The organism is Chachezhania antarctica, assembly GCF_003646465.1.
GTDB lineage: Bacteria > Pseudomonadota > Alphaproteobacteria > Rhodobacterales > Rhodobacteraceae > Chachezhania > Chachezhania antarctica.
Genome location: NZ_QZEX01000001.1, coordinates 249,643 through 262,495 on the forward strand (window position 1 = coordinate 249,643; position 12,853 = coordinate 262,495).

General features: G+C 63.1%; 10 protein-coding genes, 1 tRNA gene and 1 riboswitch. Of the genes, 3 read left to right on the forward strand and 8 right to left on the reverse strand.

Going from position 1 to position 12,853, the window contains the following annotated elements; translation table 11 throughout:
* Positions 1-42: 42 nt before the first annotated feature.
* A riboswitch (TPP riboswitch) is annotated at positions 43-163 on the reverse strand.
* Positions 164-300: 137 nt separating this feature from the next.
* The gene (locus D4754_RS01235) at positions 301-1,803 is read right to left on the reverse strand and encodes an arylsulfatase (RefSeq protein ID WP_121060832.1); all 1,503 of its coding nucleotides are present in this window, start codon (positions 1,801-1,803) and stop codon (positions 301-303) included.
* Between the two features lie 102 nt (positions 1,804-1,905).
* Here D4754_RS01235 and D4754_RS01240 point away from each other — a divergent pair, with 102 nt between their 5' ends.
* On the forward strand, positions 1,906-2,553 hold the full coding sequence (locus tag D4754_RS01240) for a Crp/Fnr family transcriptional regulator (protein WP_121060834.1): 648 nt from the start codon (positions 1,906-1,908) through the stop codon (positions 2,551-2,553).
* Positions 2,554-2,741: 188 nt separating this feature from the next.
* Here the strand turns inward: D4754_RS01240 and D4754_RS01245 are convergent.
* Positions 2,742-2,817 (reverse strand) — tRNA-Lys (locus D4754_RS01245).
* A 240-nt stretch (positions 2,818-3,057) separates the two neighbouring features.
* On the opposite strand from D4754_RS01245, the gene dapF reads away from it, so the two are divergent.
* Both dapF and mtaB read left to right on the forward strand, forming a co-directional pair.
* Positions 3,058-3,891: a diaminopimelate epimerase gene (gene dapF / locus D4754_RS01250; RefSeq protein ID WP_121060836.1), complete on the forward strand. Its 834-nt coding sequence runs from the start codon at positions 3,058-3,060 to the stop codon at positions 3,889-3,891.
* A complete protein-coding gene (gene mtaB, locus D4754_RS01255; protein WP_121060838.1) occupies positions 3,888-5,165 on the forward strand; it encodes a tRNA (N(6)-L-threonylcarbamoyladenosine(37)-C(2))-methylthiotransferase MtaB in 1,278 nt (425 codons plus the stop codon). Before dapF ends, mtaB begins: the two co-directional genes overlap by 4 nt.
* Positions 5,166-5,237: 72 nt before the next feature.
* Here the strand turns inward: mtaB and D4754_RS01260 are convergent, their stop codons facing one another.
* From D4754_RS01260 to D4754_RS01285, 6 genes are all read right to left on the reverse strand, one after another.
* On the reverse strand, positions 5,238-6,332 hold the full coding sequence (locus D4754_RS01260) for a flagellar basal body P-ring protein FlgI (protein WP_121061566.1): 1,095 nt from the start codon (positions 6,330-6,332) through the stop codon (positions 5,238-5,240).
* 5 nt (positions 6,333-6,337) lie between these two features.
* On the reverse strand, positions 6,338-7,342 hold the full coding sequence (locus D4754_RS01265; protein WP_121060840.1) for a flagellin N-terminal helical domain-containing protein: 1,005 nt from the start codon (positions 7,340-7,342) through the stop codon (positions 6,338-6,340).
* A gap of 3 nt (positions 7,343-7,345) precedes the next feature.
* Positions 7,346-8,794, reverse strand: coding sequence for a flagellar hook-associated protein FlgK (gene flgK / locus D4754_RS01270; protein ID WP_121060842.1), 1,449 nt, complete (start codon positions 8,792-8,794; stop codon positions 7,346-7,348).
* Between the two features lie 31 nt (positions 8,795-8,825).
* Positions 8,826-10,127, reverse strand: coding sequence for a flagellar hook protein FlgE (locus D4754_RS01275; protein ID WP_121060844.1), 1,302 nt, complete (start codon positions 10,125-10,127; stop codon positions 8,826-8,828).
* Between the two features lie 104 nt (positions 10,128-10,231).
* Positions 10,232-11,065, reverse strand: coding sequence for a flagellar motor protein MotB (locus tag D4754_RS01280; RefSeq protein ID WP_121061567.1), 834 nt, complete (start codon positions 11,063-11,065; stop codon positions 10,232-10,234).
* A gap of 156 nt (positions 11,066-11,221) precedes the next feature.
* Complete coding sequence (locus D4754_RS01285; RefSeq protein WP_240453711.1) at positions 11,222-12,853, reverse strand: long-chain fatty acid--CoA ligase; 1,632 nt, start codon at positions 12,851-12,853, stop codon at positions 11,222-11,224.

A 12,853-nucleotide genomic window follows, 5' to 3' on the forward strand; every position in this document is an offset into this window, starting at 1 on the left:
ACCTTTCGGCGGCATGAAACGGGACTACGGACATGGTTGTCCCCCGGAACACGCCAAGCTTCCTACGCCAGTATCAACTGGGTCAGGTTCAAAGGGTCGCGTCACCGGGCTGTTGCCCTGTCTGCCTCTCAGTCCCCTAGGCGGGACTCCCCTGCGTAAGCGTGATGGTAGAAAACCGGCATCGCAGTTGCAAGGGGGGTCTTGAAGGCCCCCGCAGCAAAACGCCGGCCCGCTTGATGGCGGCCCGGCGTGATGGGTCTGGCCCGAAGGCGGCAAGTGCCGCCCCCGGGGTACTGTTGCTTACTGCTTCGGCGTGAACGAGCCCGCTTCCTGCCGCTGCGGATACTCCTCGAAGGTCGACATGAACTCGGCGACGATGCCGCCGATCGGGCCGAAGGCGTACATGTGGCGCACGAACCAGTCGTCATAGTACGAGGAATCGATCGGGGCCATTTCGAACGGATCCGCCCGCAGGTCGATCAGCAGCGGAGCCTTGAGCGTCGTCTGCCCATGGGTCCACGCGCCCATGCCTTCTTCTTCCTGAACGCTGAAATGCGCTTTCCAGCGGTTAATCCGCACGGCGCCCAGCGTCCCGTCGTCGACGAAGGCGAAGAACTTGTCACGCGGCCATTCGCCGGCATCTTCGGCACCGGTCAGGTTCGGCAGCATGTTGTAGCCGTCCAGATGCACGTTGAAGGACTTGTCGCCCGCCTGGTAGCCATCCAGCAGCTTCTGCTTGATGTCCGGCTCGCCCGCCGCGGCCAGCAGCGTCGGGAACATGTCTTCCAGCGACAGGATCTCGTTCGAGACCTGGCCGCCTTCGATGTTGCCCGGCCATTTCATCATGAACGGAATGCGGATACCGCCTTCCCAGGTCGTCGCCTTTTCGCCGCGGAAGGGCGAGGTGCCGCCATCGGGCCAGGTGAACTTCTCGGCGCCGTTGTCGGTGGTGTAGATGACGATGGTGTTGTCGGTCACGCCCAGTTCGTCCAGCTTGGCAAGAAGCTGGCCCACCATGCCGTCATGTTCCGTCATGCCGTCGGCCACGATGCCAAGGCCCGTCCTGCCTTCGCTTTCCGGCTTCAGGTGCGTGAAGATGTGCATCCGCGTGGTGTTGTACCAGACGAACCACGGCACACCGGCTTCTTCCTGACGCTCGATGAAGTCGATCGCGGCGGCAAGGAATTCCTCGTCCACCGTCTCCATGCGTTCCTTGGTCAGCGGGCCCGTATCTTCGATTTCGCCATCCGCCGTGGCGCGCAGAACGCCCCGCGGGCCGTACTGTTCGCGGAACTCGGGATCGGTCGGGTAATCGGGGTTCTCGGGCTCTTCCTCGGCGTTCAGGTGGTAGAGGTTGCCGAAGAATTCGTCGAAGCCGTGGTTGGTGGGCAGGAATTCGTCACGGTCGCCAAGGTGGTTCTTGCCGAACTGGCCAGTGGCATAGCCCATGGGCTTCAGCATCTCGGCGATGGTCGGATCTTCCGGCTGAAGGCCGATGGGATCGCCCGGCATGCCGATCTTCAGCATGCCCGTCCGCTTGGGCGACTGGCCGGTGATGAACGCCGCGCGTCCGGCGGTGCAGCTTTGCTGGCCATAGGCATCGGTGAAGCGGATGCCCTCCTGGGCGATGCTGTCGATGTTCGGGGTCGTGTACCCCATGATGCCCTGGTTGTAGGCACTGGTATTGAACCAGCCGATGTCGTCGCCCATGATGACGAGGATGTTCGGCTTCTCGTCTGTCTGGGCCATGGCCATCGAGGCGGACAGCAGCGTCGCCACTACTGCACACGTTAGTCTCTGCATCGAATCCACTCCTAGTTGATCAAATGATTGAACTTTAACCGATTTGGAAATAGTGTACTGGGTAAATTTGCACAATTCGGTGATTTCAGCTTTGGTCCGTAAATGAAAGTTCTAAGGCGTTCCGGCTGGCTTTCAACGACGCCTGAAGATTTCGGGCGTGCTGTCCTTTCGCGGTGCGACGAAATCACTCTTCAGGCGGGGGAGCCCGTTTACCGGGCCGGAGATTCAACCGGCGGAATATACGGTGTGGTGACCGGTCGGGTCGAACTTCACCTGCCACATCTGCGCGAAGACAGGTCCCTGACGCATATCGGCGGGCCGGGTTACTGGTTCGGCGATCTGGCGGCGGTCTCGGGCAAACCGCGCCGGTTCGACGTCCGCGCCCGGGACGACAGCCGCCTCGCCCGGCTGAGCCGCGCCGAAATATTGCGTCTTACCGGGGAGATGCCGGAAGGCTGGCGATACCTGGCAACGATGATGATGAGCAACCTCGAACTGGCATTGAATTACGTCGAGGCGGTGAAGGCCAAGGATTCCGTCACCCGGGTCAGGGCCGTGCTGAGAAACCTCGCGACCCATTGCGGGAATGACGACGGCATCGTCGGCGTGTCGCAGGACGACCTTGCCGCCTTGGCCGGTCTTTCCCGCAAGACGGTGAATTCGGCAATGAAACGGCTGGAAGGCACCGGCGAAGTGACCGTTTCCTACAGGTCGGTCAGGATCAATCCCGGCGTCTGGGCGCCCGCCTGAAGTGGCAGCGTGAGCGGTTGGCAGCCCGATACCAGCTCTGTCAGATCAGAGCCCGAACGCTACCAGATGTTATGACCCAGCCGCGGGCCACCCACAGGACCGTCGGCACGAGATTGGACTCCGAGGCCAAACTTCCCGTGACTTTGGTCAAATCCGAGACCAACCCGGGTCATGTAAATCGTAAAGAGTGGTGAGCCGTGCAGGATTCGAACCTGCGACCCACTGATTAAAAGTCAGTTGCTCTACCAACTGAGCTAACGGCCCACTCTGTTGCGCCATTCTGGCGCTGTCCTGCCCCTCTCTATGCCGTGCGACCGGATGTGATCAACACCGAAACAGGTCGGGAAAGGTCGGAACCGGCTTGGCGCCGTTCCCGAATAGGCGCTCCCTTTAGGAGAGGCGCCGGGTAGGGTCAACCCCGGATCAGACAAGGCGCGACAGAAAATCCATTACCCCGGTCTGGGAGATATGGATTCTGTCCCGCGGCACCGTTATATGCGCGCAATGTCTTTCGATACTCCCTCCGATCTGCCCTTCATGAAGATGCACGGGCTTGGCAACGACTTCGTCGTCCTGGACGCGCGCGCGCGACCCGTTGAGGTCTCGCCCGCGCTGGCCCAGGCCCTGGCTGACCGGCAACGCGGCGTGGGCTTCGATCAGATGGCCGTGATCGAAAACGGACCGGGCGACGCGCATCTGAGGTTCCTGAATGCCGATGGTTCGGCCTCTGCCGCGTGCGGCAATGCCACTCGCTGCATCGCACGGTACCTGATGGACGAAACCGGGCGGACCCGCCTGCGCCTGACAACGGATCGCGGTGAACTGGTGGCGGTGGACGCGGGCGGCGGGCTGACCTCGGTCAACATGGGAGCGCCGCAGCTGGACTGGGCCGAAATACCGCTGGCGCGGGAGATGGACACGCTGGAATTGCCGTTGGACGGGGCGCCCGTGGCCACCGGGATGGGTAATCCGCATTGCACCTTCTTCGTCGATGACGTGGATGCGATCGACCTGGGAAGCTTTGGTCCGCGGATCGAGACTGATCCGCTGTTCCCCGAACGCACCAACGTGCAGGTCGTCCAAGTGATCGGGCCCGACCGCCTGCGGATGCGCGTGTGGGAGAGGGGCACGGGCATCACGCTCGCCTCGGGCTCGTCCTCCTGCGCGGTGACCGTTGCGGCTGTGCGGCGCGGCCTGACGGGGCGGTCTGTCCGGCTGGTGCTGGATGGGGGCGAACTGGATGTGACATGGGCCGAGGATGGCGTCTGGATGACCGGCCTCACGGCGCATGTCTTCTCCGGCACGCTGACGGCCGCGTTCCTGGAGGCACACCGATGACCGAGGCGCCCCGTTTCGTGACACTTGGTTGCCGGCTGAATGCCTACGAGACCGAGGCGATGAAACACCTCGCGGCCGAAGCCGGCGCGGGAGAGGTCGTGGTTGTCAACACCTGCGCCGTGACATCCGAAGCGGTGCGCAAGGCCGGGCAGGAAATCCGCCGCCTGCGCCGCGCCCATCCGGATGCGCGGCTCGTGGTCACGGGCTGTGCGGCGCAAGTCGAACCGGAACGGTTCGCCGCGATGGGAGAGGTCGACGTCGTGGTCGGCAATGCCGAGAAGATGCGGCCCGAAACATGGGCCGGACTGGCCGCGGATTTCATCGGTGACAGCGAAACGGTGCAGGTCGACGACATCATGTCGGTGACCGAAACCGCGGGGCACCTGATCGACGGCTTCGGCACGCGCGCGCGGGCCTATGTCCAGATCCAGAACGGCTGCGATCACCGCTGCACCTTCTGCGTCATTCCCTTTGGCCGGGGCAATGCGCGCAGCGTTCCGGCGGGAGTGGCCGTCGACCAGATCAAGCGACTGGTGGACCGGGGCTACAACGAGGTCGTGCTGACGGGTGTCGACCTGACAAGCTGGGGCACGGATCTGCCCGGCACGCCGCCCCTGGGCGATCTGGTGATGCGAATCCTGAAGATGGTGCCCGATCTGCCGCGGCTGCGCATCAGCTCGATCGACTCGATCGAGGCGGACCCGCGGCTGATGGAGGCGATCGCGACCGAGCCGCGGTTGATGCCGCATCTTCACCTGTCGCTGCAGCATGGCGACGACATGATCCTGAAACGGATGAAACGCCGGCACCTGCGCGACGACGCGATTCGCTTCTGCACCGAAGCCCGCAGCCTGCGAACCGATATCGTCTTCGGCGCCGATATCATCGCCGGCTTTCCGACCGAGACGGAAGCCATGTTCGAGAACTCTCTCGCGCTGGTGGAGGAGTGCGGCCTGACCTGGTTGCATGTCTTTCCCTACTCGCCACGTCCCGGCACCCCCGCGGCCCGCATGCCTCAGGTCCACGGTCCCGACATCCGCGCGCGCGCCAAGCGCCTGCGCGCGGCCGGGTCGGCGCGGATCGAGGCGTATCTTCAATGCCAGGTCGGGAAGACCCTGCCTGTGCTGATGGAAACTCCGACCCTTGGCCGTACCCCGCATTTCGCGGAGGTCCTTGTTGACGGACCCGCCACCGAAGGCAGCATCCTGAGTATCCGCCTGACCGGATACGAAGGCGACCAGCTGCTGGGCAAGACCATAGCCGCGGCAGCCTGACCGTTCGGGATTTCGTCCGCAATACCAGACCGGATTGCCGTAACTGACCCGGGGCGTTTGGCGCGCCCGCCGCTAGCGAACCAGGAATTCCGCATGAAGCGCGCCGGCGGCTTTCAGGGCTTGCAGAATGTCGATCATGTCACGGGGGGACACGCCCAGCGCATTCAGTCCAGCCACCACCTGGGACAAGGTCGTCGCCTCCGGCACTTCGGCCAGTTGCACCCCTTCGTCTTCCTGGATGTTGACCCCGGTCCGGGGCACGACGACGGTTTCACCCCGTGCGAACGGGTTTGGCTGAACGACAATCGGTGTCTCGTCGATGCGAAGGGTAAGGTTCCCCTGCGCCACAGCCACCCGCGACAATCGCACGTCTTCGCCCATGACAATCGTACCCGAGCGCTGATCAACGACGACACGGGCCTTTGTCTCGGGCTCTATCAGCAGGTTTTCGATCTGGCTGATGGCCCGCGCCGCGTTTCCGGCCCGCGCCGCCGTGATATCGAATTGCACGGTGCCCGAATCCAGCATCTGCGCGACCGGCCGGCGGAAAGCCCGGTTGATTGCCGCTTCGATCCGGCCTGCAGTCGTGAAATCCGGGTCGCGCAGGGCCAATCGGACATCGGTGAGAGAGGATAGTTCGAATTCGATCTCCCGTTCCACCCGCGCGCCCGAAGGAATAACGCCAGAGGTCGGAACACCCTGAACCACGCGCGCCGCTTCGCCTTCGGCCTGTGCACCGCCCGCAAGGACGGTGCCCTGCGCCACGGCATAAATTCGGCCATCGGCCGCGTTCAGCGGTGTCATGATCAGGGTGCCGCCCAGAAGGCTTTTCGAATCGCCAATAGCGGATACCGTCACATCGATCTGCGATCCGGTTCGTGAAAAAGGCGGCAGCGTGGCCGTTACCATCACGGCGGCCACGTTCTTTGGCCGGAACTGTTCGCCATTAACGTTAACGCCCAGACGTTCGAGTATGTTGGCCATGATTTCTTCGGTAAAGGGCGCGTTTCGCAGCCCGTCACCGGTGCCATCGAGGCCCACGACTAGACCGTAACCGATCAGATCGTTACCGCGGACACCGTCGAAATCCACCAAGTCCTTCAGGCGGACTACCCCGGCCGAGGCCTGCTGAACCAGGAACAGTGCAATCAGGGCGGACAGAAGAATTTGCCTCACAGGAAATTCACCAACGTCAGTCCCGCCGAACGCGCGGTGACGGAATAGAGCGATTCCAACCGGAACTGCACGTTTTGAATACGGTTGGCGATGTCGAATGGGTCTGCCTCCAGTAGTTCGGTCCGGGCCTGCTGCAGCGAATTGCTGGCAGCGCCGTTGCGGGCTTGCGATTCCTCGATCCGTTCCTCGGCAAAGCCGACATCGGCGCGCATGCCCGTCAGCTGATCGGACACGGCCATGAGACCATCGCGCGACGCCTGCACCAATTCGCTTTGCACGGATGTCGCCAACCCGAGCCCGGGATCGGTGACCAGCGCGGCCACGGCGATGTTGCGCAACATGTCCTTGAACGTCTGATCGTCTGCCCGAAGATCCAGGCTGACTTCGACACCTTCGCCGATGCGCAGCGGCGCCACCGAATTGGCCGATCCGCCATACATTACTGCATCGAACCCTGCGGGGTCGTTGAACCAGTCCTCGGCGGCCGTGATGACATCGGCCGCGGTCACACTACCGACGAGTTCAGCCTGCAAGGCGGTGAGCAGCGTATCGGCTTCCTCGAGAGGGACGGCATCGGTCGCGGCGCCCGCGAACAGACTCCGACCGCCAACGGACATGTTCAACATCTGGATGACCGATCCCAGTTGTTGCTCGGCCGAGGCAGACAGATGAGGCAGCGACGGTCCGGAGGTGGATTGGCCGACTGCTAGGAATGCGCCAACCATTGTCTGGGTCGCATCGTACACGGATTCCAGGCTCGTCTGCATGGTGGTCGCGACAAGTTTGGCTTCGCCCGCCGAGGTACTGATGCCTTCAAGCCGCTTCAGCTTGTGGTCGATATCGGAAAGGTACGCGAAATCCCCGCCAAGACGGTCGGAGATGTTGCTGGTCACGCCGCTGGAAAGCTCTTGCGTCAGAGTCGACAGGGCGCGTTTCGCGCGTGTGGTTTGAGTCTGGAGCATCAGGTGATGCGACAGGTCGCCGATGGAAGTCAGGCTCATTTGTCAGATCCGCAATAGGGTTTCCATGAGTTCGTCCACCGTCGCGATCATGCGCGCGTTGGCGGCGAAGATTTGTTCGGCAACGATCAGGTTCTGCAGTTCGGCATCGGAATCGACGCCTTCGGCAAGTTCCAGGCGTTCCAGTTCGGTCCGCGACGTCGAGGCGAAACTGAGATTCTGCCCGGCATAGTCGGCCGCCTGCGACACGCGGGACGTAAGGCTGGCCGCAAGCCCCGAGGCGGTAAGGTTGACCGTGCCGAAGCGGCCCGACGGCGGAATGCGACCATCCGACAGGACATCCACGAAGGCCTGCAGTTGACCGGCATAGCCGACATCGCCAGGGGCCCCGGAACCTAGTCCGTCTCGCAGCAGCCTGCTGTCGCCGCCCTGTGCCGGATCGACCAGCGCGTTGATCGTGATCCGGCTGGCAATATCCAGGTCATTCAACGCATCGAAAGGGTCGCCGTCATCGGTGAACAGCCCCGGATCCCCCGGTGCGGAGGTCGGGTCGAGCCCGGCGGTCTCGAACCGTTCCACAAGATCACGCGCGAGGCTGTCGAGGTCGGTCTGCATGTCGACGGTCAGACTGTCGCGAATCTCGAACGCGGCGGCCAGCGTGCCGCCCGCGATGTGGCTGGACGAACCGGACGTCGTCAGCGGCTGGCCGTTCAGCGTGAGCCCCGACAAAAGCCCATTGTCGATGGTCATGTGGGGCGCCGTTTCGCCCGTGACCGTGAACTCGATCTCGGACACCGAGCCGTCGAGCAGCCGTGCGCCGCCATAGGTGAACAGGGCGATATGCCCGTTCTCGCGCGAAACCTCGTGAACAGGGACCATGTTGGACAGTTCGTCCACCAGCGCCTGGCGTTCGTCGCGCATGCCGTTGCTGTCCCCGCCCGACGCCTCGGTAGAGGTGATGCGGGTGTTGAGCACGGCAATCCGGCGGAGCGCGACGTTCATGCGATCCACCTGCAGACCGATCATGCGGTCCGCGCGGCTGCGTTCGGCCCGCAGGCCGGTGGCCGCCTCGCGGATGCCCTGGCTGAGCCAGTCGGCACGCACAGTGACCGCGTCCAGCCGGTGGACGCTGTCGGGGCGGCTTTGCGCCTCGATCAGGCTGGATTCGAATTCTGCCAATCGGGCCGACAGGGCGTTGGGGTCGGTTGGCGACCCCACCAGGCGGACCATCGTGTCAGAGTAGGTGGAAATGACCGATGCGTTTCGTTCGTCTGCTTCGGCCGCGCGGCGGTTGGAAAGGATGACCGGATCGACATTCCGAGTGCTGCCAAGCACCCGAACGCCCCCGCCATACGTGGCGGAGGCAAGATCGAGCGTCCGACGCCCGTAACTGGGCGTCATGGAATTGGCGAGATTTTCCGAGACGTTGGCGGTGGCACGGCCCGCTGCGGCGAGGCCGGTCATCGCGTTGTTCAAAGCCGTACTTAGCGACATTTACGATGCTCCAGTCAGAGGTCAGAGGAGATCAGCGGATGATGTTCGTTGTTTCCTGCAACATCTCATCCACTGTTTGGATTACCTTGGCATTTGACGAATAGGCCCGTTGGGTCTGGATCATGCTCGTGAGTTCCCCGGCCACATCAGTCGTGGATTCCGACAAGCCGAAGGGCACCATTTCCCCCACCGGGCCGTCACCGGCATCCCACAGGTAGTAGGCGCCGCTATCGGCAGACGGTGCGAAGGTCTGGCGGTCCATCGCCGTGAGGCCGTTCGGGTTCGGCACGTCGACGATCGGGATCTGGAACAGCTTGCGCGAGGCGCCGGTGTCATAGGTCGCCACGACGAAGCCGCCGGAGTCGATCTCGTAGGTCTGGATCTGCGCCGCTTGCGAGCCGTCCTTGGTGATCGCGCTGGTCTGGAAGTCGTAGGACAGCTGCTTCATCGGCCCGCCGGTGTCATTGAGCTCGCCCACGAAGATCTCTACCGGGCCGGAATCCAGCGTTACGATGACCGACCCGGTTCCAGCGTCATAGGCGCCGCCCGTGGTCGTGGCGACCGAAGCAATTGTACCGCCTGCGGCGCGGCTGTCATTGAAGACGATATCGTATTCGCCCACCCTTGCCGGGGTGGACGCCGCATCGTCGAGCGCCAGCGTCCAGGTGTTGGACGATCCGGTGGCCGGCACCGTCGGCGAGAAGGTGGCCGTCAGGTTCTGACGTTTACCCAGGTTGTCGATGTATTCTATGGTAGTGACCTGATCATCGCCCGCGGCGCCTGCTTCGGTCTGCGCGGCGGGCAGGGTCACCCCCATGGTGATCTGCGTCGTCGGGAAGGCGGCAGGCTGCTTAGTGATCTGCACCGGCGTCAAGCTGTCGGAATTGCCGCGCGCAACGGCCGGCAGCGTGCCGTCTTCCCCCAGTTCCCAGCCCATCAGCACAAGGCCGGAGGTGGTTTTCAGGTAGCCGTTCGAATCGGTGGTGAAGGACCCCGTCGCGGTGAGCAGCATCTGCGGGGTTTCATCGCCGCCCTCGACCGCCGTCAGGTTCGCCACCGGGATGAGCCCCCGATCCTGCACTGCGATATCCGTGCCGCTCCCGGTCGAGACGATGGAGCCGTTCTGTTCCACCAGCCGCGTCGACGTGGTGCGAACGCCACCGGCGGTATAGGAGCCGCCCGAATTGGCCAGCGCCATGGAATGGAAATCCGTCTGCACCCGTTTGTAGCCGTTGGTCGACGCGTTCGCGATATTGTCGGAAATGGCCGCTAGCCTGCTGGCATTCGCGGACAACCCGGCAACCCCGGCATTGAGCGAAGAGGAAATGGTCATTGGGAGCGCCTTTCTGCTGGCTCGGATCAACAATCTCCCAAAAGGTACAGCGCGGCGCCTTAACGCCGCGCTAATATGTAAAATACTCAGCGTCTCGGGAAGGATCAGTGCCGCAAAAGCGTGATCTCGATCCGGTTGTTGCGCACCGCGGTCGGCTGGTCGGGAAGCGCCGGTTCGCGGTCCGCATGGCCCACCACGCGGCGGATACGGGACTGCGGGATGCCACCGCGTTCCAGCAACTCGCGGACGGTATCGGCACGGTCGGTCGACAGCTGCCAGACAGGATCCTTGGCCATAACCACCGGGAAAGCCTGCATATGTCCGGCGATCTCCAGCCCGTTGGTCACCTTGCCCGACACCCGTGCCACCATGCCGACGACCTGACGCAGCAGCGGCGTCGGACGGTTGGTGCCCTTGTCGAACAGCGGCTGGTGATCGGTTGCATACAGCTCGATCACGAGGCCCTTGTCGGTCACCTTGGTCACGATGTGCTTCAGCGCCATGTCGCTGACCAGGCTTTCGCCGGAATTGCCGCGCAGCTGTGCTTCGAGTTCCTTGAACTCTTCCTTGTCGCCGGCAGATTCGCTGTTTTTCTCGGCCTCGCCCTCGGCCGGGATCGTGTCCGTCAGCTTGCGCTCGGTCACGCCGACCCCGTCGGGGGACATGTTCTCCTCGGAGAACGTGGTCGATCCCGAGAAGGTCCCGTCGCCGCCGCCGGACACCCGGCTGATCGGAACGGACGGAGAGAAGTAGGCCGCAAGGCCGTTACGTTGTGCTTCGGAAGTCGCGTTCAACAGCCACATCAACATAAAAAAAGCCATCATTGCCGTAACGAAGTCCGCATAAGCGACCTTCCAGGCACCACCATGATGCCCGTCAGCAGCGACGATTTTTTTACGTTTGATGAGGACTGGCGCCGCGTTTGGCGTCGCAGTCATATCACCACCCATTTGTATTTCACCCACGGCCTTTCTAGCAATCAGGCGTTAAAGCGGGCTTAACAGGTGCAATTGTCGCGACTTCCGCGGATTGATTGTTTCGCATGAACAATCAACGGGTTCCGGGGCGCGAACTCGTCGCGCCCCGGAGGCGATTCAGGCGTCTTCGGTCATTAACACGTCGCCATATTCGTCCCGAAGCTTGTTCTTGAGAATCTTGCCGGTACCGCCAATGGGCAGGCTGTCGACGAAGATCACCTTGTCGGGGATCTGCCAGTGGGCGATCTTGCCCTCGTAATGGGCCAGGATATCGGCCTCGGACGGATCGGCGCCTTCGGCCTTGATCGCCAGCACCACCGGGCGTTCGTCCCATTTCTCGTGCCTGGCGGCGATCGCCGCGGCATTGGACACGCCGGGATGGGAGATCGCGATGTCTTCCAGTTCCACCGTCGAGATCCATTCCCCGCCCGACTTGATGATGTCCTTCGACCGGTCGGTGATGAACAGGTACCCATCCTCGTCGATCATCGCGACATCGCCGGTGTCGAACCAGCCGTCGTCGGTCAGGGCGCTGCCATCCGCCTTGAAGTAGGTATCCACGACCCACGGGCCGCTGATCTGCAGGTTGCCGGCGGCCTTGCCGTCATGTGGCAGGATCTCGCCCTCGTCGCTGACAAGGCGCAGATCGACGCCATAGGGCGGGCGGCCCTGGCTTTCGCGCAGCTTCAGCTTTTCGTCATGGGGCAGGTCGGTGTGCTTGGCCAGCAGCTGGTTGATCGATCCCAACGGGCTGGTTTCGGTCATGCCCCAGCCATGGATCAGCTCGACGCCGTATTTCTCGTCGAATTCGCGGATCATGTAGGACGGCGCGGCCGAACCGCCGATCAGCGTGCGCTGCAGGCTGAGGGCTTTCGATCCGGTCTTTTCCAGCGCGTTCATCAGGCCCAGCCAGATCGTCGGCACACCCAGCGCCATGGTCACCTTCTCACCGTCGATCAGCTTCACCAGGCTTTCACCGTCCAGCCCCGGCCCCGGCAGAACCAGTGACGAGCCCACCGCGGCGGTCGCATAGGGCACACCCCACGCGTTGACGTGGAACATCGGCACGACCGGCATCACCACGTCCTTGGCCGATAGCCCCAGCCCGTCGGCCTGGTTGGCGCCCAGCGTGTGCAGCACGGTCGACCGATGGGTGTATTCCACGCCCTTCGGGTTCCCGGTGGTCCCGGACGTGTAGCACAGGCTCGACGGCATGCGCTCGTCGATCTCGGGCCAGGTGGCGTCATCGGTTTCGGCGGCGATCAGGTCGTCCATGAAGAGCACACCGTCGACAGCCGCCGCGACCTCGTCATCGGCGGCGCCCATGTAAACGTAGTGCTCGATGGTCTTCAGATGCTCGCGAAGCTTGCCGATGGCCGGGGCGAAGGTCTTGTCGAAGAACAGGACCTTATCCTCGGCATGGTTCATGATGTAGATCAGCTGCTCGGGGAACAGCCGCGGGTTGATCGTGTGACAGACCATCCCGGCCCCGGCGACGCCGAAGTAGATCTCGACATGGCGGCGGTTGTTCCACGCGATGGTGGCGCAGCGTTCGCCCGTCTTAACGCCCAGCCGTACCAGTGCCGCGTTCAGCTTGCGGGCGTTCGATTCGACCTCGCCCCAGCCGGTGCGGCTGATGGTGCCGTCGGTCTCGACCGAGATGACAGGGGTGTTCGTGTGGAACCGGCCCGCATGCTCGATGATCGAGGTGGTTGTCAGGGCCTTGTCCATCATTTTGCCAAGGGACAT